The organism is Thiomonas sp. FB-Cd, from assembly GCF_000733775.1.
Lineage (GTDB): Bacteria > Pseudomonadota > Gammaproteobacteria > Burkholderiales > Burkholderiaceae_C > Thiomonas_A.
This window is the reverse complement of sequence record NZ_JPOE01000002.1, coordinates 2,476,319-2,499,094: the sequence shown is the minus strand read 5'-3', so window position 1 is coordinate 2,499,094 and position 22,776 is coordinate 2,476,319. Positions and strand designations below refer to the sequence as shown.

The following is a 22,776-nucleotide window of genomic DNA, read 5'->3' as shown; positions in this document are numbered from 1 at the left end:
GTTCAACAGGGTTGCGAATCCGCATGTAAGGTTTCGGTTCGTGGGCCGACTAAGCATCGTTGTTAACGCAAATGTGAAGGCCAGGGCGTGCGCGATGGACGACGCAACATCCATCCAAGCACGAATCGATTGCACATTTCCCGGAGTTTGTCATGAACAAGCGACAAGATGATGGTTTCGAGCATGGGGTCCCATCCGAGATCACGCCGCGCGAGGTGTATCACGATCGACGACGCCTCCTTGCCATGGCCGGCGTGGGCGCAGCAGCTGCCGTGGCCGCGGTGGCAGCACAGCGCGCGCATGCCTTGCCTGCCGAGGCGGCTCGCCCCGGCGCGCTGCCCACGCTGCCGGCGACCCGCAATGCCGCCTTTTCCACATCGGAGCCGCTGACGCCCTACAAGGATGTGACGACCTACAACAATTTCTACGAGTTTGGCACCAGCAAGAGTGACCCAGCCAAGTACGCCGGCAGCCTGCAGACGAGGCCATGGACCGTGGTGGTGGAGGGCGCGGTGCACAAGCCGCGCACCTTTGGCATCGAGGACTTGCTCAAACTCGCCCCAATGCAGGAGCGCATTTATCGCCACCGGTGCGTTGAGGGATGGTCCATGGTGATTCCGTGGATCGGCTATCCGCTGGCGACCCTGCTCAAGGCGGTCGAGCCGACGGGCAACGCCAAATATGTCGAATACATCACCTTGCTGAACCGGGCCGAGATGCCCGGCCAGAATGATCCCGTGCTGCAATGGCCCTACCTCGAGGGCCTGCGCATGGATGAAGCCATGCACCCGCTCACGCTCCTGACCTTCGGCCTGTACGGTGAGGTGCTGCCCAACCAGGACGGGGCTCCCATGCGCATGGTCATTCCCTGGAAATATGGATTCAAGGGGGGCAAATCAATCGTCAGGATCCGCCTTGTGGAAAAGCAGCCGGTCACCTCGTGGATGCGGGCCGTGCCACAGTGGTACGGCTTTTATTCCAACGTCAACCCCGACGTCAGTCCGCAGAACTGGAGCCAGGCCAACGAGCGCCGCATCGGCCAAGGCGCATTTGGAGGGTTGTTCGCGCCGCGCATTCCAACGCAAATGTTCAATGGCTATGGCGCGCAGGTGGCCAGTCTGTACAAGGGCATGAATCTGACCAAGGATTTCTGAGAAACACGCGAGCCCGGCATGAAGGATTTTTTCCGGATCACGGCGCGGGCGGCAGCGTGGCTGCGCCGCGTGACCCTGCAGGCCCGAGGGTTCAAGCCTGTTGTGTTTGCGGCCTGCCTCGTGCCCCTGGGCACGCTGGTATGGCGCGCGCTGACCGTGCAACTCGGCGCCAACCCGGAGCAGACGCTGATCTGGACCACGGGTCTGTGGGCCTTGCGCTTTTTGCTGATCACGCTGGCGATCACGCCGCTGCGCGGGGTAACCGGCTGGACTGAGCTGGCGCGGCTGCGGCGCATGCTCGGGCTGTTCGCCTTTGCCTACGCGCTGCTGCACTTCACCTGCTACCTCGGTCTGGTGAACGGGTTCAGCCTGGACGCGGTGGCCAAGGACGTGGTCAAACACCCGTTTGTCCTGGCCGGCATGACGGCTCTTACGCTCATGCTGCCGCTTGCCGCCACGTCCACCAACAGCATGATCAAGCGCTTGGGCGCGGCGCGCTGGAAGGCGCTTCACAAGCTCATATACGTTGTGGGCGTGGTCGCGGTGTTCCATTACTGGTGGGGCAAGCTGGCCAAGAACAACACGGCCGACCCGAAAATCTACGCGGCGATTCTGGCCACGCTTCTGGCCTGGCGACTGGTCAGGGCATGGCAGGGGCGGCGCAGGCAAGGGCGAAGGCAGCCCGCGAATGCACGGGCCTGAAGGCCCAGCAGGGGCGGTCTCAGAAGACGAGTAACTGTTCGCCCGCCATCAGGTGTTCGACGGTTTCACGCTCGCGGATGAGGTGAGCCTCCGCCCCATCGACAAGAATCTCCGCAGCGCGCGGCCGCGTGTTGTAGTTCGACGCCATCGCCATGGCGTAGGCACCGGCGGACAGCACCGCCAGCAGATCGCCCTCGCGCAGATCGAGTTCGCGCGCGCGCCCCAGCCAGTCGCCCGACTCGCACACCGGGCCGACCACGTCGTAGCGCAACGCCTGTGTGCCGTCACGCGGGCGTACCGGCACGATCGCCTGCCACGCCTCGTATAGCGCCGGGCGCATCAAGTCATTCATCGCGGCGTCCACCACCGCGAAATGACGCTCCAGGCTCGATTTGAGGGTGATGACTTCGCTGAGCAGCAGCCCGGCGTTGCCCACCACGGAGCGGCCCGGCTCCATCATCACCTGTCGATGTCCCTGCCCTGCTCGCTCCAGTCGATCGAGCAGGGCAGACATCAAGGCAACCGGAGTGGGGGGTGTCTCCTCGGCGTAACGGATGCCGAGGCCGCCGCCGAGGTCAATGTGTTCGAGCATGATCCCGTGGTGCTCGAGTTCGTGCACCAGCTCGAGCACCCGATCAAGTGCGTCGAGGTAGGGTTCGAGCTGTGTGATCTGGGAGCCGATGTGGCAGTCGATGCCCACGATGTGCAGGTTGGGCAGCAGCGCGGCGTCGAGGTAGGCCCGCAGCGCCAGGCCTTGGGCAATGCCGAATTTGTTGCTCTTGAGTCCGGTGGAGATGTAGGGATGGGTTCTGGCGTCGACGTCGGGGTTGATGCGCAGGCTCACAGGTGCGGTCACTCCCACTTCACCCGCGACTTGGCTCAGCCGGCGCAGTTCGCTTTGCGACTCGACGTTGAAACACTGCACACCGGCCTGCAGGGCCGAGCGCATCTCCGCGGAGGTCTTGCCCACTCCGGAGAAGACGATCTTTCCGGGGTCGCCTCCCGCGGCAAGCACGCGCGCGAGCTCGCCACCCGAGACGATGTCGAAGCCCCAGTCGCAATGCGCAAGCAGCTGCAGGATGGCCACGTTCGAGTTGGCCTTCACCGCATAGCGCAGCGCAACGCGCTTGCCTTGTGCCGCATTCTGATAGGCGCGCGCAGCCTGTTCGATCGCGGCGCGTGAGTACACGTAGAGCGGGGTGCCAAAGCGCTGCGCAAGCTCGGCAACCGGCACGGCCTCGACCATCAGCTGGCCGTTGCGGTAAGCGATCTGCGGATGGCCTGCAAGCTCATCAGAATATGGGGTGGAATGCTGCGGCATGGAGCGAAGGTGGCGTGGTCAGGGAAGGAGTGTGCGCAGGCCATCGAATCGGCTTGCCTGCCATCAGCCTTGCGCGGGTGCGGTCTGCGGCGGCTTCGGCAGGTACAGGGGGCCCTTTTGCCCGCAGCCAGCCATCAGGGCACTGGCCGCAAGCAGTGCGGCCAGTAAACCTGCGGTCCTGGCGCGGGCAAATCTTGTTCCTAGAATGCCTCTGGTCTGCATCGAATGAGTGTATCAGCCACGTCATGAACGACCTGCCTCAAAGTGAGTATTTGCGTCTTGCCGAAACCACGCTCGGCGCGCTGGAAGCGGCGGCTGATGCCGCCGATCTCGATTCCAAGCGCGAGGGCTCGGTGTTGACTCTCGAACTGGATAACGGCGAGTCTGTCATCATCAATCTGCAGCCGGCCATTCAGGAGTTGTGGTTGGCAAGCAAGTCTGGCGCGTACCACTTCCGCGCCAAAGGGGGGCAGTGGCTGGACACACGCGGCGGGCGCAGTTTCTCCAACCTGGTGCAGGAGGCCGTGACGAAGCAGGGCGGTCCACAACTCGTGCTGGACTGAGAAGCGGGCTGCCCCGGCGCGCATGGGCCGAGGCGGCGGATCAATTCCAGTTCGGGAACAATTTGGACGCTGCGCCGCCGCTGGCTGGAGCGGCCGGCGGCGGGGTTGGCACGTCCAGCGCATGGATGCCTGCACCCGCAGCAAACTCTTCATACACATACGCGTCGCCCATCTGCACCACGCCGGGTGGCGGCCTATACGCGGTGACGGGCACGCCGCGCAGCGCGGTGCGCATGAAGTCGATCCAGATCGGCAGTGCCACGCGCCCACCGGTTTCCCGGGCCCCGAGCTTGAGCGGTGTGTCGTAACCCACCCAGGCCACGGCTGCCAGGCGCGGGTTGTAGCCGCAGAACCAGGCGTCGACTGCATCGTTGGTCGTGCCGGTCTTGCCGTAGAGGTCCGGGCGCTTGAGTTCGGCCTGCGCGCGCGCTGCCGTTCCGGTGCGCGTGACCTCCTGCAGCAGCGTATTCATCACGAACGCGTTGCGCGGCGTGATCGTGCGCAGGCGTTCGTCGCCGGCACGCTGCGGCTCCGGGGACGCCAGAGCCTTGCCCGAGCCATCGGCAATGGAGGCGATGAGGTAGGGCTGAACCAGGTAGCCACCATTGGCGAACACGGAGTAGGCGCGCACCATCTGGAGCGGCGTGGCCGTCCCTGCGCCCAAGGCCAGGGTGAGGTAGGGCGGCTGCGTGGCGGGATCGAAGCCGAAGCGCGCACTCCATTGCTGGGCATACTTCGGGCCGATGGCGTTGAGGACCCGAATGGCCACCATGTTTTTCGACTGCGCCATGCCGCGCTTGAGCGTGATGGGGCCGTCGTAGGTGCCGTCATAATTCTTCGGCTCCCAGGCCTGTCCGCCGGTTGCCGCGGCATCGAAGAACAGGGGCGCGTCGTTCACGAGCGTGGGAGGCATGAAGCCCTTGTGCAGCGCAGCCGAGTAGATGAAGGGCTTGAAGCTCGAGCCAGGCTGGCGTTGCGCCTGCGTGACGTGGTTGAAGGCATTTTGCTGAAAATCAAAGCCGCCGACAAGGGCCTGGATGGCACCGTTTTCCGGATTCATCGCGACGAAGGCTGACTGCACCCGTGGGATCTGCGTGATGACCCAATGGCCTTGTTGGGGCTTCCACAGGTGCACCACGGCGCCAGGGCGAAGGGCCACGTTGGGTTGGGCCCCTGCCCCCAGGCCCAGTGCCGCGGCCTGCCGCAGGCTGTCGCCCGACAGGTCAAGGACCGCACCGCCCGGGCGCATGACCTGCACTTGCCTGGGGCTGACGGCCGTCACCACGGCACACTGCAAGCCGTCAGTATCTGGATGATCATCGCAGGCATCGTCAACAGTCTGGGGCCAGCCCGCGCCGTCCGCTGGGGGATCAACGTAAGCCTCAGGGCCGCGCCAGACCTGGCGCAACTCGTAGTGCATGACCCCGGTGTGCAGTGCCTGCCAAGCCGCCTGCTGGTCGCGGCTGATGATGGTGGTGGTGACACTCAGGCCACGCGTGTAGGCCTGCTCGCCAAAGCGCGCAAACATCGCTTGTCGCACCATCTCGGCAATGTAATGCGCATGCGTGATGCGGTCCGGGCTTTCCACGCGCAAGCCGAGCGGCGCGGCTTTGGCCTGCGCGTACTCGGTATCACTGATCCAGCCGAGCGCGCGCATGCGCCCCAGGACGTATTGCTGGCGGATTTTCGCCCGGGGTAGGTTGACAAAGGGGTTCGAGGCAGACGGCGCCTTGGGCAGTCCGGCAAGCATGGCTGCTTGCGCCAGGCTGATCTGCGACAGCGGCTTGCCGAAATAGGTTTGTGCCGCAGCGGAAAAGCCGTAGGCATGCTGGCCGAGGTAGATCTGGTTCATGTACAGCTCCAGGATCTGCGCCTTGCTCAGTTCGCGCTCGATTTTCAGCGCCAGCAGCACCTCGAACAATTTGCGTGTGAAGGTCTTCTCACTTGAAAGGTAGAAGTTGCGCGCCACCTGCATGGTGATCGTGGAGGCGCCCTGACTCTTGGCCCTGTTCAGATTGGCCACGGCCGCACGGGCCAATCCCCGCCAATCGATGCCGCTGTGTTGGTAGAAACGGTCATCTTCCGTCGCCAGCACGGCCAGCTTCATCACCTGCGGCATGCGTGCGATGGGAACGAAGTCGCGGCGCTCCTCACCGAACTCACCCAGCAGCACATGGTCGGCCGAGTACACGCGCAAGGGCAGTTTGGGCCGGTAATCCACAAGCTGCTGCACATCGGGCAGGCGCGGCCATGCAAAGGCCACGGCCACGCCCCCAGCAGCGCGGCGGCAAGGGGCAGGGCGATGACGAGTGCCATCAGGCCCAGCAGCACGCGGCTGGCGGGGGAGCGCCCGGTGTGGCCTGCGGCGCCGCGCCGTGCCGGCGGCGCCGCAGGTGGGGTTGGGGAGCGCGCCATGGTGATTGGAATCCAGGGGGTGACGACAAATGGGGCTATGGGGAAGCGCCGCATGCCCAGTCCGGCGCTGGGGCAGCCTGGGCAAGGCATGCAGGCTTGTGTGGCCGCTTTGGCAAGATCGATCCGGCCATGCCCCAATCCCGCCAGGCATCGGCGTTTGGTGCGTGGCGTGACCAGCGGCCGGTATCGGCACGGTCACGGCCACTGGCCTCCACGGTCGTCGCCGCGCAATGCAGGCCATCGGGACTCGCGCAGATGCGATTGTAAAAACAGATGGCGACAGGGCCTGATTTTCCGCGTGCTTTGCCCGATCGGGAGCGCACAAGTGGGAGATTTGCAACGCTTCCGGCCCGGTTCCGGGAAAACCTGGCAGGCAATCAAAGACTTGTTGTTAGGATTGAAAAAAACAGTGAACTTGAGCCGTCGCGCACCGAACGTCGGTCAGTTCCAGGCGGGCTTTTTCAAGTTCCCATTCATCTAGGGGGTTGCGTTGTCCATGTTCAGCAGCATGTTTCGCCAGCGTTATGCGCCGCTGATCGGCTTGGACATCAGCAGCTCCAGCGTCAAGCTGGTCGAGCTGTCACTTGATGATCAAAACCGCTACACCCTGGAGCGCGCTTCGATTGAGCCGCTGGAAAAGGGATCGATCGTCGATGGCAACATCGAGAAACATGATGAAGTGGTCGAGGCCGTACGACGCTTGGTGAAGAAGAGTGGCACGAAGACCAGGAACGTTGCGTTGGCCTTGCCGTCTTCGGCGGTGATCAGCAAGAAGATCGTGCTGCCGGGCGACCTGCGCGAAGAGGAAATCGAGGTGCAGGTGGAGACGGAGGCCAATCAGTACATTCCCTTCGCGATCGAAGATGTGGCGCTTGACTTCAGCGTGCTGGGGCCGAGCCTGGGCTCGCCCGGCGATCAGGAGGTGCTGATCGCCGCGTCGCGCCGGGACAAGGTCTTGGACCGCCAGGCCATTGCCGAGGCGGCAGGGCTCAAACCCCAGATCATTGACATTGATGCCTTCGCGTCGCGCCTGGCAGCCAGTCGGCTGATCGAGCGACTGCCACGTGGCGGGCACGATCTCCTGGTGGCGCTGTTCGAGATCGGAGCCACCAGCGCAGCGATGCAGGTGCTTGTCAACGGCGAAACCCTGTATGACCGCGACCAGGCCTTTGGCGGCCAGCAGCTCACGCAAGCCATCGCCCGGCATTACGGCTTTTCCCAGGAGGAGGCCGAAGCCAAGAAGCGCAATGCCGATCTTCCCGACGACTACACCAGCCAAGTCCTCGAGCCCTTTATCGAAGGCATGGGGCAGGAATTGGCGCGTGCGCTGCAGTTCTTCTTTCGTGCCACCCCCAACAGCAAGGTGGACTACATCCTGCTTGCAGGCGGTACCGCGTCGCTACCTGGGTTGGTGGACAAGATCACCCAGCTTACGTCCACGGCCTGCCTGGTACTTAATCCTTTCGAAGGCATGGCCATCGGGGATCAAGTACGCGAGAAGAAGTTGCGGCTGCAGGCGCCGAGTTATCTCACGAGCTGTGGTCTGGCCATGCGCAGGTTTCTGCAATGAATATTGTCCTCATCAACCTGTTGCCTCACCGCGAGGCCAAGCGCAAGAAGCGGCGCGAAGCGTTCTACGCTGGGGTCGTGTTTTCCCTGCTCGCTGGCCTGATCTTGCTGGGGCTTGGCTACACGGTATTGAGCGAGATGATCAGCGTTCAGCAGTCACGCAACAACTTTTTGAATGCACAGATCGCTCAGCTTGACGTGCAGATCAAGGACATTGCCACCTTGCGCCAGCAGATTGAAAGCCTTCGCGCGCGTCAGCAGGCGGTGGAGAACCTGCAATCGGACCGCAACCTTTCCGTGTATCTCTTCGACGATCTGACGCAAGACACGCCCGCCGGGGTGCAGTTGACGTCGATCAAGCAGGAGGGGCAGTCGGTGCTGATTCAGGGCACAGCACTGAGCCAGGAGCGTGTCGCGGACTTGCTGCGCAACCTGGCCGACAGCAAGGGGTGGCTGGAAAAGCCGGAATTGATTGAAATCCATTCGGTCACGCAGCAGATCGGAAAGGGCAACACCCAGACCGAGTCGGCCTTCCAGCTTCGCGCCACGCTCAAGCGTGCGGCCGCACCAGCCGACGGTGCGTCGGACGCGGCCCGGACCGGAAATTCCAACCCTGCTGGCTAAGGAAAGCATGGCCAAATCCATCAATATGCAGATTGATTTCGCGGCGCTGAAAGAGCGTATTGCGGGACAGTTTCGCGGCCTGAACCAGAACGATCCTGGGACGTGGCCACCTTTGCCTCGTGCCACAGCCTATGGTTTTGCCCTCATCGTGGTGCTCGTTGCAGGGTGGTACGCATGGCTGTCGGGTGTGAAAAACCAGCTCAACCAAGCGCAGCAGCAGGAAGTGCAGTTGCGCCAAGAATACAAAGGCAAGCTGGCCCAAGCCGTCAACTTGGATCTGCTGAAGGCACAGAAGGCACAGGTGGAGCAATATGTTTTGCTCCTTGAGAAGCAACTGCCCAGCAAGGCCGAGATGGATGCGCTCCTTTCAGACATCAACCAGGCGGGCATCGGCCGCGGGCTGCAGTTCGACCTGTTTCGCCCAGGGCAGGTGGACGTGAAGAACTATTACGCCGAGCTGCCGATCGCGATCAAGGTGCAGGGCACCTACAACGATCTGGCTGCATTTACCGCGGATGTGGCCAAGCTCTCGCGCATCGTCACCATCAACAACATCGCCATCACCGGCGCGGCGAAAGTGGCGAATGCGCCAAGCGGCGACAAACTGACCATGGATGCCACGGCCAAAACGTTCCGCTACCTTGATGCCGACGAGGTGGCCGCGCAGCAAAAGAGCCAGAAGCCGGGGGGCAAGAAATGACCCGTCTGTCTCCGAGGTTGCGTATTGCGGGCTGGATCGGGCTCGTGGCGCTCGCAACTGTGTTTGCGGGATGCGGGGGGCAACCGCATCAGGACCTGCGCACGTGGATGAGTGCCCAGCGTGCCAAGCTCCATCCGCATGTGAAGCCGATTGAACCGCCGAAACCCTTCACCCCTGCAAGTTACAGCTTGGCAGACCGGACAGATCCCTTTTCGGCAACAAAGCTGCAAACCGGGGTGCGGCAAGAGATGAATCAGCTCAGCCCGGAAGTGATGGCGCAGATGAATCGCCCCAAGGAACCGCTCGAGCAGTTCTCGCTGGATCAGATCCAGATGGTGGGTAGCGTCAAAATCAAGGGTGACGACTATGCGCTGCTGAAGGCAGGGAACTTGCTGTACCGCGCCCATGTGGGCGAATATGCGGGCCAGCATTATGGGCGGATCACGAAAATCGACGAAAACCAGGTTGTCTTGCAGGAACTGGTGCAGGATGCCACCGGAGACTGGGTGCAACGCACCGCAACCCTTCAATTGCAGGAGAGCAGCAAATGACGTCCCTTCCGCTTGACCGTGCAACGCCGTGGTTGGTCCGGGTTTTGACCAGCTTGGCGCTGATGCTGGGCTTGGCCAGTGTGGCCGGGGCGCAGGGCACCAACGTGCTGCAGAGCGTCGGTGCCAGCAGCCAAGGCGGTCAAATCGTCGTGCAGCTCGAATTTTCTCAGCCATTGGCGACTCCCCCTGCCGGTTTCACGATCGACCAACCGGCACGCATCGTTCTTGATTTTCCAGGTGTGAAGTCCGGGGTCAGTCGCAGTGCGGTGAGCTTTGAGCAGGGAAACCTGCGTTCGGCCAATGTTGTGCAGGCGCAGGGACGTTCGCGCGTGGTGCTCAACCTGCGTAGGTCGACCACCTACACGACCCAACTGCAGGGCAAGCGCCTGCTGGTGTTGATCAACCCCGTGGCATCGGCACCGATGACGGCGTCAGCCACGTCAGGCTCGGCGCTTACGCAGCCCGTACACTTTGCCGACAGCCTCAACGCCGAGCAGCTTCCCCTGCGTGGGGTTGACTTCCACCGGGGTGCGGATGGTTCGGGCCAAGTTGTCGTGAATCTTCCAAATAACCAAGTTGGCGTCGACATTCGTCAACAAGGGCAGAACATCGTGGTCGATTTCCTCAAGACCGCGCTGCCGCCCGACCTGCGTCGCCGCTTGGACGTGGGCGACTTCGCCACGCCGGTGAAGTCGGTCACGACATTTCAAGTGGGTGACAACGTGCGCATGGTCGTGCAGCCCAGCGGCGCCTACGAGCAAAGCGCCTACCAAGCTGATGACAAGTTTGTGCTGGAAGTTCGCCCGGAAGTGTCCAACCCCAGTCAACTCGTAGCGGGCAACGGGCCGGGCTACCACGGTCAGAAGCTTTCGCTCAACTTTCAGAACATTGATGTTCGATCGCTGCTGCAGGTGTTTGCCGATTTCACGGGGCTCAATGTCGTGGTGAGTGACTCAGTCACCGGTAATCTCACCCTGCGCTTGAAGGATGTGCCTTGGGATCAAGCACTGCACATCATCCTTCAGGCCAAGGGCCTGGGTGAGCGCAAGGACGGCAATGTGCTGTGGATTGCCCCGCGCGAGGAGATTCTCGCGCGCGAAAAATCCGAACTTCAGGCTGCCAATTCCCTCAAGTCGCTTGAGCCGCTCAAGTCGGAGGCTTTTCAGCTCAACTACCAGACCGCAAGCACCGTGGTGCAGTTGTTAACGGGCGCCACCGGTGGTGCCCAGTCGGGGTCGTCTGCGGCGGCCAATTTGCCCGCCATGGGAACGTCGGCCCTACCCGGCCTTGCGGGTGCCCTGACCGGTACGCAGACCTCCCGAATTCTTTCCCCGCGGGGTACGGTGATCGCCGACCCACGGACCAATCAGATTTTTGTCACGGATATTCCATCCAAGCTGGAGGAAATTGGCGCTTTCATCAGCAAGATCGACAAGCCGGTTCGCCAAGTGCTCATCGAGGCTCGGGTGGTGGAGGCCACTGACCAATTCGGACGCAGCCTTGGGGCGAAGCTCGGATTCTCCTCGAACAATGTGCCGGGCCCAGGCAACAACCCGGGCGCCAGTGTGTCCGGCGACTATTTGGGCGTGGCGCAACAAACAGGGCAGAACCTCGCGACGGGAGCCGTGCTTTCAGACACGCAATTCGTCAACCTGCCAGCAACGACCATCGCCAACACAATCCTCACGGGCGTGGCTCCTGGAGCCGTTGCCATCAGCTTGTTCAATGCGGCGGCGAATCGATTCATCAACTTGGAACTCTCGGCCCTCGAGGCTGATGGCAAGGGCAAAGTCATCTCCTCCCCGCGTGTCATAACGGCGGATCAGCGGCAGGCCACGATCGAGCAAGGTGTCGAAATCCCCTATCAGCAAGCAACGTCCGCGGGCGCAACTTCGGTCGCCTTCAAGAAGGCCGTCCTCAGTCTGCAGGTCACGCCCCAGATCACGCCCGATGGCAACGTCATCATGAATGTGGAGATCCACAAGGACAGCGTGGGGCAAAACACCTCGGCAGGACCGGCGATCAACACCAATACCGTGACAACGCAGGTGCAGGTCGAGAATGGCGGCACAGTTGTGCTTGGCGGGATCTATACGTCCCAGGAGCAGAACCAGACCGACAAAGTTCCACTTTTGGGCGATATTCCTGTGCTCGGGTACCTGTTCAAGACGAACAGCAAGAGCATCCAGAAGGATGAGTTGATGGTGTTCCTGACGCCGAAAATCGTCACGAGCTCGGATCTGACCCGCTAGGGTCCGAGTCGACATCACGCGCTGCCCTTGTCGCCTCCCACCCGCATCTTCCTCATCGGCCTGATGGGCGCCGGCAAGACGACGGTCGGTCGGGCGCTGGCGCAGCGGGCAGGATTGACGTTCGTCGATTGCGACCACGAGATTGAGCGGCAGGAGGGTTGCACCATCGCAGCCCTGTTCGCGCGCGACGGCGAAGCGGGGTTTCGGGCGATCGAATCGAAGGTCATCGATGAGCTCACACGGCGCGATGGCGTGGTGCTGGCCACCGGCGGCGGCGCCGTGCTGCGTGAGGACAATCGGCGCGCGCTGCACGATCGCGGCGTGGTGGTGTACCTGCGCGCCAGTGCTGACGAGTTGGCGCATCGCACACGCAACGACCGCAACCGCCCGCTGCTTCAGACGGGTGACCCGCGCGCCAAGCTGCGCGAATTGTTCCGTCAGCGCGATCCGCTGTACCGGGAGACCGCGCATTTCGTCATCGACACCGGCCGTCCCTCAGCGGCCATGCTGACGCAGCTGGTGCTGACCCAGTTGGAGCTCGCCGGGGTGCTCGATCCGGCAGCCCCTGCCCGAGCTCCGCGCTAGCGCAAGCTTGGCTCGCCGCGGGGGCTCCGGCCAGAGCAGTAGTGAGAGGGCGGCACCGCACAGGGCCTCCTACAATGCGGCCTGATTTCGAAGAGAAGCTCCCAGCCATGACCACCGTCCGTGTCGAACTCGACCAGCGTGCCTACGACATCCACATCGGGTCCGGCCTGCTCGGGCGGCCAGACACCTTCGCAGGGGTGGCAAATGAGCGGGCCCGAGCCCTCATCGTGACCAACACCACGGTTGCGCCGCTGTATGCGCAGCGCGTCCAGCAGGCGCTGGCCCCGCATTTTTCGCAGGTGCTCGTGTGCGTGCTTCCCGATGGCGAGCAATACAAGGATTGGGCAACGCTCAACCGCGTGTTCGACACCCTGCTGGAACATCAATGCGACCGCAAGACGGTGCTCTGCGCGCTCGGTGGAGGGGTGATCGGCGACATGACCGGGTTTGCCGCCGCCTGCTACATGCGCGGCGTGCCGTTCGTGCAGATCCCCACCACCCTGCTGGCCCAGGTGGATTCTTCGGTCGGCGGCAAGACGGCGATCAACCATCCCCTGGGCAAGAACATGATTGGCGCGTTCTACCAGCCGCGCCTGGTCGTGGCCGACACCGAGACGCTGCACACGCTTCCCGCGCGCGAAGTTGCAGCGGGCCTTGCCGAGATCATCAAACACGGTGCCATTGCCGATGCCACGTTCTTCGAGTGGCTCGAACGCAATATGGACGCACTGCGTGCGCTCGACCCCGCTGCCGTGGCGCATGCCGTGCAGCGCTCCTGCCAGATCAAGGCTGCCGTCGTGGCACAGGATGAGACCGAGGGGGGGCTGAGGGCCATTCTCAACTTCGGCCATACCTTTGGCCACGCCATTGAAGCCGGGATGGGCTATGGCCAATGGTTGCATGGCGAGGCCGTGGGTGCAGGGATGGTCATTGCTGCCGATGTGTCCGTGCGCCTGGGGCTGCTGGCACCCGAGGCAGCCGCCCGACTGCGTGAGCTCGTGCGCCGCGCGGGTCTGCCGGTGCAGGCTCCCGAGCTGGCGCTTGGGCGCTACCTGGAGCTGATGCAGGTGGACAAGAAGGCCGAGGCCGGTGCCGTACGCTTTGTTTTGCTTGATGGTCTGGGCCATTGCGTGCTGCGCACGGTGCCCGACGATGTTGTGCGTGCCGCGCTCACCGCGCATGGAGCGCTTGACGACGCATCGGCTGCTGCGCCCAGCGCATCCATGGACGCGCTCACGCGCGCCTGAGCGCAACCCTCCCGTGCAAGCCATGCACGACGCCATCACGCCCCGTGCCGCGGACACCGCGCTGGCGCGCGAAGCGGCGCCGCACGCGCTTGCACCGTATGCCTGCAGCGCCGCGACCTCGCGCGGCCGCCGCCATGCCGAACCCCCGCCAAGCGATCGCAGCGACTACCAACGCGACCGCGACCGCATCATCCATTGCGGCGCATTTCGGCGCTTGGAGTACAAGACCCAAGTCTTTCTCAACCACGAGGGGGATTTGTTTCGCACCCGGCTCACCCACAGCCTGGAAGTGGCGCAGATCGCACGGTCCATTGCGCGAGCGCTTGGCCTCAACGAAGACCTGACCGAGGCGCTTGCCCTGGCGCATGACCTTGGACACACGCCCTTCGGCCACGCCGGACAGGACGCCCTTGCGGCTTGCATGCGCGAGCACCACGCCGAGGGCGGGGGTTTTGAGCACAATCTGCAGTCGCTGCGGGTGGTCGACAAGCTGGAGGAGCGCTACGCCGCGTTTGACGGGCTGAATCTCACGTTCGAGACCCGCGAAGGCATTCTCAAGCATTGTTCGCGGCGCAACGCCGAGCGATTGGGGGATGTTGCTGCGCGCTTTCTGCATGGTGGCCAGCCAAGCCTGGAAGCGCAGGTGGCAAATCTGGCTGATGAGATCGCCTACAACAACCACGATATCGATGACGGCTTGCGCTCTGGCCTGCTGCAGATCGAACAGCTCGAGGCCATCGACTTTTTCGGCGGCCATTGCCACGTTGTGCGCACGGCTTACCCAGGGCTGGCACCCAAGCGCTTGGTGGCCGAGACCGTGCGGCGCATGATCTCCGCGCTCATTGCCGATCTGGTGACCCAGAGTCTTGCGCGCATCGCCCAGGCCGATGTGCGCAGTCCGGCCGATGTGCGCCTGCGTCCTGCGCTCGTCGGCTTCAGCCCGCCGGTGCGCGATCAGCTCACCCAGCTGCAGCAGTTCCTGCGCCAGGCCTTGTATCGCCATCCGCAGGTGCTGCGCTCCACGACGAAGGCGGCGCGCGTGCTGCGCGAGCTGTTTGAGGCCTACGCCGCTGAGCCGCGCCTGCTCCCTGCCGACCACCAGCGCCCGGCGGGAGGCGGGCAATTGCGCGCGATTGCCGATTACATCGCCGGCATGACCGACCGCTACGCGATCAAGGAGCATCGCAAACTGTTCTCCGTGCAAGACTGGTGAGGCGGCCTGAGCGCTGAAGGCGCCGGAAATCCCGCAAACCGCGCAGGTGTATCAAATAATGACATCGCGGTATTTGCCTAGGCAGTATCATGCACGGCATGAATACGAAGTCCCCCAGTTCTCCTGCGGCCGATCCGCCGTGCTTCTACGACGCGCAGACTTACAGCAAGGACACCTCGGTCGGTTTCTTGATGAAGCGCTGCCTGGGCGTGCTGGTGCGCAATCTCGACCATCGCATGCAGGTGCTGGATCTCACGGGCACGCAGTGGCACCCGTTGATTCACGTGCTGGAAGGTTGCGACACGGTGGCTGCCTGTGCGCGTGAAATGCAGACGGACGCAGGTGGCATGACCCGCATGCTCGACCGTCTTGAAGCCAAGGGGCTTCTGGCGCGAAGCCGCAGCACGGTCGACCGCCGCGTGGTCCATCTGGCGCTCACGCCGAAAGGACGTGAGGTCGCGCAGCAGGTTCCCGCCGTGCTCGCCGCCGTCCTCAATGAACATCTGCGCGGGTTCAGCGGCGAGGAATTCGCCACGCTGATGGAGTTGTTGCGACGCTTTGCAGGCAACGGCGAAGCGCTGGCAGCCGCCAGTAACGCGGGGCCGGGACCTCGACTCACCGTGCGCGAGGATTGAACGGCTCAGGCGCATCAACGCAGCGCAACATCCTCCAGGCAAGCTCGACGCGTGCCACTTACCCTTTCCATGACCACCATGCCGCTCACACCGCTGTTCCCATCCGCTCGCGCGGCGCAACACGCAGGCCGCCTGCTGAGCCTTGCGCCGCTTCTCGCTGCCGTGATGCTCGCCGGTTGCGCCTCCACCGGAGGGGTTCGGCCCACGGCCCAGACCGTCGGGCCCGCCCAATTGGGCCTGAGCAGCAGCCCGGCAGACTTCCCCAAGGACAACTGGTGGACGAGCTTTCACAGCCCGGAGCTTGACCGCCTGGTGACCCAGGCCCTGGCCGACAACCCGAGCTTGCAGGAAGCCCAGGCGCGCATGCGTCAGGCGCAAGCCGCCGTGGGCGTGGCGCAAAGCAGCCTGGAGCCGCAACTCGGTGCGGCGGTGAATTCCACGCGCCAACGCTTCAGCGAAAACGACATCTATCCACCGCCCCTTGGCGGTGGTGTCTATACGGAAAACCAGGCCCTGCTGCAAGGTAGCTACACGTTGGATTTCTTCGGCCGCAACCGCGCGCAACTGCAGGCCGCGGTCGGCCAGGCGCGCGCTGCGCAAGCACAAGCGCAAGCCGGCCGCGTGTTGCTGGCCGCCAACGTCGCCGGCGCCTACATCAATCTTGCGCGACTGACTGCGCAGCGGGCCGTTCTGCACAAGACGCTGCAGCAGCGACAGGACATCGAGCGCCTGGTGAGCGATCGCGTGCGCACAGGACTGGAAACCACCTTGCAGCAGCGCCAGGCCCAAGCCGAGATTCCCCAGATCCGCTTGCAGCTCGAGCAAAACGCGCAGTCCATGGAGCAGGCCCGGCACGCGCTTGCGGCCTTGCTTGGACGGGGGCCCGGCGAAACCCAGTCCCTCAGTCCAAGCCTGGGGACCATGCCCATGCCTGCATTGCCGCAGACGCTTCCGGCTGCACTCATTGGCCGCCGTGCCGACGTCGTGGCAGCGCGCTGGCAGGTGCAAAGCGCGCTGGCCGGCGTGAAAGCGGCGCGTGCAGCCTTCTATCCGAACATCAGTCTCACGGCCTTTGCCGGATTCACCGCTTTGGGGTTCAGCCAGTTCCTCACCACGGGCAGCCGCGCGTACGGTGTGGGCCCAGCGCTGACGCTGCCGATCTTCGAGGGTGGCAAGTTGCGCGCGAATCTGCGGGGCCAGGCAGCGGCAGCTGATGCGGCCATTGACCAATACAACGCTACGCTCGTGAACGCCGTGCGCGAAGTGGCTGACGCCGTGAGTGACCGCCGCTCGCTGCAGGCGCAGATCGTGCAGCAGCAAAAGGCCCTGAGCCTGGCACAGGACGCCTTCACACTGGCGCAAAAGCGGTACGGCGCCGGCCTGGGCAACTACCTCAACGTGCTGACCACCGAAAACGCCGTGCTGCAACTCGAACAGGCCGGCGCGGATCTCAAAGCCCAGGCCCTGGTCGATGACGTGGCGCTGATCCGTGCCCTGGGCGGAGGCTACGCCGCGCAGGCGCTGCCGCAGGCCGCCGGGCCGGCATCCGCTGCGGCGCCTGCGCCCAGTGCCGGAGTGCTGCAGGGTGGCGTGAACACGGCAACCGCTCGGCGCTGAGGGGCTGCGCTCTCTCCCTTCCTCGCATCCATCACAACAACACATGACATCGACTCGGAGCTTTCCATGAGCGCCAATCCGCAATCGTCCAACGCAAACACGCCAGACAGCGCACCGGACTCGGGCAACGGCAAGGCGGCCAAGCGCCGCAAGCTGATGCTTGGGGCCATCACCGTGTTCATCATCGCCGGCGTCCTCTACAGCGGCTACCACTATTGGTTGTCGCTGTCGGAGGTCAACACGGACGACGCCTATGTCAGCGGCAACCTGGTGCAGATCACGCCTCAGGTGGGCGGCACGGTCACGGCCATCAACGCCGATGACACCCAACTCGTGCAGGCTGGGCAGACCCTGCTCAAGCTTGACGGCGCGGATACCCGCGTGGCCTTGCAGCAGGCCGAGGCACAGCTCGGACAGGCGGTGCGCGCCCTGCGGGTGACCTATGCCCAGACCGCTGCCTTGCAGTCGCTGGTGGGCGTGCGCCAGACCGACGTGGCCACCGCCCAGGCCAATCTCGCCAAGGCCGAGGACGCGCTCCACCGCCGCCAGGCGCTTGCGGGCACCGGGGCCGTGGGTGGCGAGGAAATCCGCCAGGCGCAGATCGCCGTGCAGGCGGCCAAGAGCGCCCTGCAGACCGCGCAGGCCGGTGTGAAAGCCGCATTGGCTCAGGTGACGGCAAACGAGGCCCAGACGGCCGGCAGCGTGCTGGCCCGCAACCCCACTGTGCGCCTGGCCGCAGCGCGTGTGCGCGAGGCCTATCTGGCCTACGAGCGCACCACGATCCTCGCACCGGTCACGGGTGTGGTGGCACGCCGCACGGTGCAACTCGGCCAGCGCGTGGCCCCAGGCCTGCCGCTGATGAGCGTGGTGCCGCTATCGGACGTGTGGGTGGATGCCAACTTCAAGGAAACCCAGTTGCGTGAGCTGCGCATCGGCCAGCCCGCCAAGGTCACGGCCGATCTCTATGGCAGCAACGTGACGTATGACGGCAAGGTCGTCGGGATCTCCGCCGGGAGCGGTGCGGCGTTTGCGCTGCTGCCGGCACAGAACGCCACCGGCAACTGGATCAAGGTGGTGCAGCGCGTGCCGGTGCGCATTGCCCTCGATGCCGCGCAGGTGGCCAGATACCCGTTGCGCGTGGGCCTGTCCACCGAGGTCACCGTGGACATCAGCCACCATGGCGGACCGCTTGTCGTGGACGAGCCACCCAGCAAGCCGGCGGCGCAGACCGACGTTTATGCGGCCAACTGGGACAAGGCCGACGCGCTGGTCAACAGCATCATCGCGGCGAATGCCGGTGGCATGCCCGACGGGCAAGTCGGCCTGCCGGACGCGAAGACGCCAGCCGGGCACGGTGCCGCCGCGCCTGCTCCCGCCAAGCGCTGAGGCCGACGATGGCCGATATCACCACGGTCGAGGAAGCCGCAGCCGGCGCCACGCCAGAGCCGCCATCGCATCCTGCACACCTGAAGCCGCTTGCCGGCGGTGCCCTGGTGCTGGGCACGATTGCGCTGAGCCTGGCGACCTTCATGAACGTGCTCGACACCTCGATCGCCAACGTGTCGATCCCCTCGATCGCAGGCGATCTGGGCGTGAGCTCGTCGCAGGGCACCTGGGTCATCACATCCTTCGGCGTGGCCAATGCCATCGCCGTGCCGCTCACCGGCTTTCTCACCCAGCGCTTCGGAGCGGTCAAGGTCTTTCTCTCCAGCATCCTGCTGTTCACCCTGTTTTCCTTCCTCTGCGGCCAGGCGCCGAGCCTGGAAGTCCTGATCCTTTTCCGCGTGCTGCAGGGCGCCAGCGCAGGCCCGATGATTCCCCTGTCGCAAACGCTCCTGCTGTCGAGCTACCGGCCGCAGCGCGCGGGCATGGCCATCGCGATGTGGTCCATGACCACGCTGGTGGCACCCATTACCGGACCGCTTCTCGGCGGCTGGATTACCGACAATATTTCCTGGCCGTGGATTTTCTATATCAATGTGCCCGTGGGCATCATCTGTGCGCTCGTCACGCTGGCCATCTACAAAGACCGGGAGACCCCGATCCGCAAGCTTCCGATCGACTGGACGGGGCTGAGCCTTCTGGTCATCTGGGTGGGGTCGCTGCAGATCATGCTGGACAAGGGCCAGGAACTCGACTGGTTCGGCTCCAACGTCATCCTGGCACTGGCGGTGAGCGCTTTCATCGGCTTTGTGCTCTTCCTCATTTGGGAAATCTACGATGAGCATCCGGTGGTGGACCTGACCCTGTTCAAACTGCCCAACTTCACCCTCGGCACCATCATGCTGGCGCTGGCCTACGGCATGTTTTTCGGCAGCCTGGTGCTGCTGCCCCTGTGGCTTCAGGAGTTCGTCGGGTACACCGCGACCGACGCCGGTGAGGTGCTGGCCTGGGTGGGGCTGTTCGCCTTGATGCTCTCGCCCATCATCGGTCGCTACATGAACGCGGTGGACATGCGCTGGATCACGACCCTTTCGTTCGCCGTATTTGCACTGGTGTTCTGGATGCGTTCGCGCTTCACCGTGGCGGACAGCTATTGGGAATATTCGATTCCCACGGTGATCCAGGGCATCGCCACGGCCACGTTCTTCATCCCGCTGCTGGGCATCATCCTCGGCGGCTTGCCTCCGCAGCGCATCGCCGCGGCGTCGGGGCTGTCGAATTTTGCGCGCATCACTGCGGGATCATTCGGCACCTCGATCTACACCACGCTGTGGGCGAATCGCGCCAGCTTGCATCACGAGCAGCTCGTAAGCCACATCTACGCCGGCAACCCGGTCTCGGACCCCGTCATCCAGGGCCTGCAGCAGGGTGGATTCAGCTATGAACAGGCACTGGGGGTGATCAACCGCCTCATCGACCAGCAGGCCTATACGATCTCCGTGGACGAGATGTTTCGCCTGAGCGCCTGGCTGTTCCTGGCGATGATCGGCATCGTCTGGCTGATCAAACCCGCCAAGACGTCCGGGCCGGTCGACGCCAGTGCGGCGCATTGACCCCGCGCTGGTGCCAAACCCCTCACGTCGCCACGTTCGGGTGCGCGGTTCGGCGGCGTGATCGAGGCCTTTGGGACGGTCACTCGCGCTACCATGCCAGCCATGCTCCAAGACGAAGCCACCTTGCTTTTGCTCATCCGCCACGGCGAAACGGACTGGAATGCCAGCGCGCGCATTCAGGGGCACACCGATATTGCGCTCAACGCGCGCGGCCAGGCCCAGGCGCAGGCTGTGGCGCAAGCGCTGGGCGAGATGCAAATCCACGGCGTGTACGCCAGCGACCTGTTGCGCGCACGCGAGACGGCGGCTCCTATTGCCGCGGCGCAGGGCCTTGTGCCGCGCACCGACGCAGCCCTGCGCGAGCGCGCCTTCGGCGCATTCGAGGGATCAAGTTTTGCGCAGTTGCAGGACACCCATCCCGATGCATGCATGCGCTGGCGCAAGCGCGACCCGTCCTTCGCAGCGCCGGGCGGGGGCGAACGCCTCGATGCGTTCTACGCGCGCGTCACGGCGGCCGTGCTGGGCATCGCCGAGCGCCATCTGGGCCAGACCCTGGCCATCGTGACGCATGGTGGCGCACTGGATTGCCTGCACCGCTGCGCCACGGGCCAGGCCCTGGATGCGCCGCGCACCTGGGAGTTGCGCAATGCCGCGATCAACCGCGTGCTCGCGGTCGACGGTCGCCTCATTCTGGTGGGATGGAACGACAGTGGGCACCTGGACAGCGTGCTCGATGAAACCGCGGCCTGAGCGGTGCGGTGCGGCGGTTGCGTGCCTGAGGTTCGGATAGACTGAACGGCAGGATCCGGTTTTTCTTTGCATCAACCTCCTTTGTCATGACGCCTTTCAAGCAAATCTTGCGTTGGTTTGCAGCCTGTGCGCTGGTCCTGCTCGCGCAAACGGGCGCCCAAGCCGGCTTGGGCCGGCCACTGAGTGCGGCCGGCGAGGACGGCACGGTGGCTGCACCGTCACAGCGCCTGGCTGCACGATCCACATCAGCAGCGCAAGCCGCGGCCTCGATCCAGAGTCAGGTTGTGCAGACCCCACGCGGGGCAACAGTCACTGAATATGCCGATGCCACGGGTACGGTGTTTGCCCTGACGTGGCGCGGGCCGTTCAAACCCGACCTTCAGCAGTTGCTCGGTGCCTATTTCAAGCCCTACCTTGGGGGCAGGCCGCGCGCGGGCATGGGCCTGGCCGCGTCGAGCGTGCACGGTGACGATATTGTGGTGCACAGCGCCGGCCGCATGCGAAATTTCTATGGCGTCGCCTGGGTGCCGTCGCTGGTGCCGGCGGGCTTCGATGTGTCGAGTTTGCAGCCATGAGCCTGAGCCTCCTGCGCGAACGATTCTTGACACGTACCGGCATCATGCGCCGCGTGCCTGAGGCGCCCATGCGCAGGGTTGCGGTGGGTCTGGCGCTGGCCGCGTCGACCCTGCTGGCTTCTTGTGGCGGGGGCGGCGGCAGCACGCCAGCGGTTCCAGCGGCGACGACCAACCCCGGCGTGAGTCTGGCCACGCCACCCAGCGGGCCGAATGTGGTGCCGGTCAGCGTCCGGCAGCTGAACACGAGCGGCACAAGCACAGCGAACACCCCCTATGTCACCGTGACGGTGTGCGATGCGAGCAACGCCTGCCAGAGCATCCCCAATGTGCTCGTCGATACCGGCTCTGCGGGCCTTCGCATTTTCGCCAACCAACTGGGGTCGGTGAACCTGCCCGGTATTCCTGCCGCAAGCGGACAACTTGCCGCCTGCGCGCAATTCGCCTCGGGCTACACCTGGGGCAGCATGCGCAAGGCCACCGTGCAGATCGGCGGCCTGAGCACCGCCGGCGCCATACCGATCGAGGTCATCAACGATCCTGCAATCCCGACGACCGCGCCACTGGCCTGCCAGAACCAGGGGCCGGATTTCTCGGGGCAACTGGCCGGGGTGGTCAACGGCATTTTGGGGATCAGCAACTTTACGTATGACTGCGGCCAGGCCTGTACCTCCCAATACAAGACAACTCCGGGTATCTACTTCTCCTGCAGCGGCTCCACCTGCACCGAAACCAGCGCGAGCCTCGACCAGCAAGGCATCAACCCGGTTGCGGCTCTGGCGTCCGACAACAACGGCAGCATCCTGCTGCTGCCTGCGGTACCCCTGCCGTGGGGGGCGCAGACAGCGACCGGGGTGCTTGTTTTGGGGATCAACACCGCCAGCAACAACCAGCTGCCATCCGGCGCGCAGGTCTTCCCGCTGGACAATATTGGCAATCTGTCGGTCGCCGTCAACGGCAGTGCGGGTACGGGCTTCATCGACAGCGGCTCCAATGGCGACTACCTGGCCCTGAATCTGCCCCCGTGCACCCAATCAACCGGCTTTTATTGCCCGCTCCCGCCCGCCAATGAGGCCCTGGAGCTTTCCTCGGGCGCGATCGTTGCCAATGCGGGCATCACCATTGCCAGCGCCGATGCCATGTTCCAGACGGCGAATGCGGCGCTGCCGGCGCTGGGCGGCACTGCAGCAGTCTCCGGCCAGATCGATCTGGGTTTGCCGTTTTACTTCGGGCGGCCCATTGCAACCGGTATTCAGGGCACGCAATTCCCAAACGGCTTTGTGGCGTTCTGACGGCGCACGCGGCCTGGC

Annotated in this window: 21 protein-coding genes; 18 read left to right on the top strand and 3 right to left on the bottom strand. The window is 64.2% G+C overall.

The window, feature by feature from the left end:
• Window positions 1-152 precede the first annotated feature (152 nt).
• Both msrP and CD04_RS0112095 read left to right on the top strand, forming a co-directional pair.
• Window positions 153-1,154 (top strand): protein-methionine-sulfoxide reductase catalytic subunit MsrP, encoded by a 1,002-nt coding sequence (gene msrP, locus CD04_RS0112100; protein WP_031407123.1) that lies wholly within the window; start codon window positions 153-155, stop codon window positions 1,152-1,154.
• An 18-nt stretch (window positions 1,155-1,172) separates the two neighbouring features.
• A complete protein-coding gene (locus tag CD04_RS0112095) occupies window positions 1,173-1,856 on the top strand; it encodes a sulfite oxidase heme-binding subunit YedZ (protein ID WP_081857917.1) in 684 nt (227 codons plus the stop codon).
• Window positions 1,857-1,875: 19 nt separating this feature from the next.
• On the opposite strand, the gene lysA is transcribed toward CD04_RS0112095, so the two are convergent.
• Window positions 1,876-3,177 (bottom strand): diaminopimelate decarboxylase, encoded by a 1,302-nt coding sequence (gene lysA, locus CD04_RS0112090; protein ID WP_031407119.1) that lies wholly within the window; start codon window positions 3,175-3,177, stop codon window positions 1,876-1,878.
• A gap of 63 nt (window positions 3,178-3,240) precedes the next feature.
• Complete coding sequence (locus tag CD04_RS25260; RefSeq protein ID WP_081857916.1) at window positions 3,241-3,399, bottom strand: lipoprotein; 159 nt, start codon at window positions 3,397-3,399, stop codon at window positions 3,241-3,243.
• A gap of 23 nt (window positions 3,400-3,422) precedes the next feature.
• On the opposite strand from CD04_RS25260, the gene cyaY reads away from it, so the two are divergent.
• Complete coding sequence (gene cyaY / locus CD04_RS0112085; protein WP_031407117.1) at window positions 3,423-3,740, top strand: iron donor protein CyaY; 318 nt, start codon at window positions 3,423-3,425, stop codon at window positions 3,738-3,740.
• 40 nt (window positions 3,741-3,780) lie between these two features.
• On the opposite strand, the gene CD04_RS21825 is transcribed toward cyaY, so the two are convergent.
• Window positions 3,781-6,003 (bottom strand): penicillin-binding protein 1A, encoded by a 2,223-nt coding sequence (locus CD04_RS21825; RefSeq protein WP_231480569.1) that lies wholly within the window; start codon window positions 6,001-6,003, stop codon window positions 3,781-3,783.
• Window positions 6,004-6,651: 648 nt separating this feature from the next.
• On the opposite strand from CD04_RS21825, the gene CD04_RS0112075 reads away from it, so the two are divergent.
• From CD04_RS0112075 to CD04_RS0112005, 15 genes are all read left to right on the top strand, one after another.
• A complete protein-coding gene (locus CD04_RS0112075; RefSeq protein WP_038167762.1) occupies window positions 6,652-7,725 on the top strand; it encodes a pilus assembly protein PilM in 1,074 nt (357 codons plus the stop codon).
• On the top strand, window positions 7,722-8,348 hold the full coding sequence (locus CD04_RS0112070; protein ID WP_051849142.1) for a PilN domain-containing protein: 627 nt from the start codon (window positions 7,722-7,724) through the stop codon (window positions 8,346-8,348). Before CD04_RS0112075 ends, CD04_RS0112070 begins: the two co-directional genes overlap by 4 nt.
• Before the next feature lie 7 nt (window positions 8,349-8,355).
• Window positions 8,356-9,048: a type 4a pilus biogenesis protein PilO gene (locus CD04_RS0112065; protein WP_031407111.1), complete on the top strand. Its 693-nt coding sequence runs from the start codon at window positions 8,356-8,358 to the stop codon at window positions 9,046-9,048.
• Window positions 9,045-9,599: a pilus assembly protein PilP gene (locus CD04_RS0112060; protein WP_031407110.1), complete on the top strand. Its 555-nt coding sequence runs from the start codon at window positions 9,045-9,047 to the stop codon at window positions 9,597-9,599. Before CD04_RS0112065 ends, CD04_RS0112060 begins: the two co-directional genes overlap by 4 nt.
• On the top strand, window positions 9,596-11,851 hold the full coding sequence (pilQ, locus tag CD04_RS0112055; RefSeq protein ID WP_051849141.1) for a type IV pilus secretin PilQ: 2,256 nt from the start codon (window positions 9,596-9,598) through the stop codon (window positions 11,849-11,851). Before CD04_RS0112060 ends, pilQ begins: the two co-directional genes overlap by 4 nt.
• Before the next feature lie 21 nt (window positions 11,852-11,872).
• Window positions 11,873-12,436 (top strand): shikimate kinase, encoded by a 564-nt coding sequence (locus CD04_RS0112050; protein WP_081857915.1) that lies wholly within the window; start codon window positions 11,873-11,875, stop codon window positions 12,434-12,436.
• Between the two features lie 107 nt (window positions 12,437-12,543).
• Window positions 12,544-13,683 (top strand): 3-dehydroquinate synthase, encoded by a 1,140-nt coding sequence (gene aroB, locus CD04_RS0112045; RefSeq protein ID WP_081857914.1) that lies wholly within the window; start codon window positions 12,544-12,546, stop codon window positions 13,681-13,683.
• A 22-nt stretch (window positions 13,684-13,705) separates the two neighbouring features.
• Window positions 13,706-14,896 (top strand): deoxyguanosinetriphosphate triphosphohydrolase, encoded by a 1,191-nt coding sequence (locus CD04_RS0112040; RefSeq protein ID WP_081858014.1) that lies wholly within the window; start codon window positions 13,706-13,708, stop codon window positions 14,894-14,896.
• Window positions 14,897-14,994: 98 nt separating this feature from the next.
• Window positions 14,995-15,531 (top strand): MarR family winged helix-turn-helix transcriptional regulator, encoded by a 537-nt coding sequence (locus CD04_RS0112035; RefSeq protein WP_031407099.1) that lies wholly within the window; start codon window positions 14,995-14,997, stop codon window positions 15,529-15,531.
• Window positions 15,532-15,600: 69 nt separating this feature from the next.
• On the top strand, window positions 15,601-17,148 hold the full coding sequence (locus tag CD04_RS0112030) for an efflux transporter outer membrane subunit (protein ID WP_231480568.1): 1,548 nt from the start codon (window positions 15,601-15,603) through the stop codon (window positions 17,146-17,148).
• A 66-nt stretch (window positions 17,149-17,214) separates the two neighbouring features.
• Entirely contained in the window at window positions 17,215-18,534 is a 1,320-nt protein-coding gene (locus CD04_RS0112025; protein WP_051849140.1) for an HlyD family efflux transporter periplasmic adaptor subunit, read from the top strand.
• An 8-nt stretch (window positions 18,535-18,542) separates the two neighbouring features.
• Complete coding sequence (locus tag CD04_RS0112020; protein ID WP_031407093.1) at window positions 18,543-20,144, top strand: DHA2 family efflux MFS transporter permease subunit; 1,602 nt, start codon at window positions 18,543-18,545, stop codon at window positions 20,142-20,144.
• A 102-nt stretch (window positions 20,145-20,246) separates the two neighbouring features.
• Entirely contained in the window at window positions 20,247-20,894 is a 648-nt protein-coding gene (locus CD04_RS0112015) for a histidine phosphatase family protein (protein ID WP_031407090.1), read from the top strand.
• An 86-nt stretch (window positions 20,895-20,980) separates the two neighbouring features.
• Entirely contained in the window at window positions 20,981-21,469 is a 489-nt protein-coding gene (locus CD04_RS21820; protein WP_051849139.1) for a DUF2844 domain-containing protein, read from the top strand.
• Window positions 21,466-22,758: a DUF3443 family protein gene (locus CD04_RS0112005; protein ID WP_231480567.1), complete on the top strand. Its 1,293-nt coding sequence runs from the start codon at window positions 21,466-21,468 to the stop codon at window positions 22,756-22,758. The genes CD04_RS21820 and CD04_RS0112005 overlap by 4 nt, the downstream gene beginning before the upstream one ends.
• Window positions 22,759-22,776: the final 18 nt, after the last annotated feature.

Coding starts and splice junctions, on each gene's coding strand:
- CD04_RS0112035 (WP_031407099.1), top strand. CDS start 14,995: ATGAATACGAAGTCCCCCAGTTCTCCTGCGGCCGATCCGCCGTGCTTC.
- CD04_RS0112060 (WP_031407110.1), top strand. CDS start 9,045: ATGACCCGTCTGTCTCCGAGGTTGCGTATTGCGGGCTGGATCGGGCTC.
- CD04_RS0112075 (WP_038167762.1), top strand. CDS start 6,652: ATGTTCAGCAGCATGTTTCGCCAGCGTTATGCGCCGCTGATCGGCTTG.
- CD04_RS0112020 (WP_031407093.1), top strand. CDS start 18,543: ATGGCCGATATCACCACGGTCGAGGAAGCCGCAGCCGGCGCCACGCCA.
- msrP (WP_031407123.1), top strand. CDS start 153: ATGAACAAGCGACAAGATGATGGTTTCGAGCATGGGGTCCCATCCGAG.
- CD04_RS0112005 (WP_231480567.1), top strand. CDS start 21,466: ATGAGCCTGAGCCTCCTGCGCGAACGATTCTTGACACGTACCGGCATC.
- aroB (WP_081857914.1), top strand. CDS start 12,544: ATGACCACCGTCCGTGTCGAACTCGACCAGCGTGCCTACGACATCCAC.
- CD04_RS0112070 (WP_051849142.1), top strand. CDS start 7,722: ATGAATATTGTCCTCATCAACCTGTTGCCTCACCGCGAGGCCAAGCGC.
- CD04_RS0112040 (WP_081858014.1), top strand. CDS start 13,706: ATGCACGACGCCATCACGCCCCGTGCCGCGGACACCGCGCTGGCGCGC.
- CD04_RS0112025 (WP_051849140.1), top strand. CDS start 17,215: ATGAGCGCCAATCCGCAATCGTCCAACGCAAACACGCCAGACAGCGCA.
- CD04_RS25260 (WP_081857916.1), bottom strand. CDS start 3,399: ATGCAGACCAGAGGCATTCTAGGAACAAGATTTGCCCGCGCCAGGACC.
- CD04_RS0112030 (WP_231480568.1), top strand. CDS start 15,601: ATGACCACCATGCCGCTCACACCGCTGTTCCCATCCGCTCGCGCGGCG.
- CD04_RS0112095 (WP_081857917.1), top strand. CDS start 1,173: ATGAAGGATTTTTTCCGGATCACGGCGCGGGCGGCAGCGTGGCTGCGC.
- pilQ (WP_051849141.1), top strand. CDS start 9,596: ATGACGTCCCTTCCGCTTGACCGTGCAACGCCGTGGTTGGTCCGGGTT.
- lysA (WP_031407119.1), bottom strand. CDS start 3,177: ATGCCGCAGCATTCCACCCCATATTCTGATGAGCTTGCAGGCCATCCG.
- CD04_RS21820 (WP_051849139.1), top strand. CDS start 20,981: ATGACGCCTTTCAAGCAAATCTTGCGTTGGTTTGCAGCCTGTGCGCTG.
- CD04_RS0112065 (WP_031407111.1), top strand. CDS start 8,356: ATGGCCAAATCCATCAATATGCAGATTGATTTCGCGGCGCTGAAAGAG.
- cyaY (WP_031407117.1), top strand. CDS start 3,423: ATGAACGACCTGCCTCAAAGTGAGTATTTGCGTCTTGCCGAAACCACG.
- CD04_RS0112015 (WP_031407090.1), top strand. CDS start 20,247: ATGCTCCAAGACGAAGCCACCTTGCTTTTGCTCATCCGCCACGGCGAA.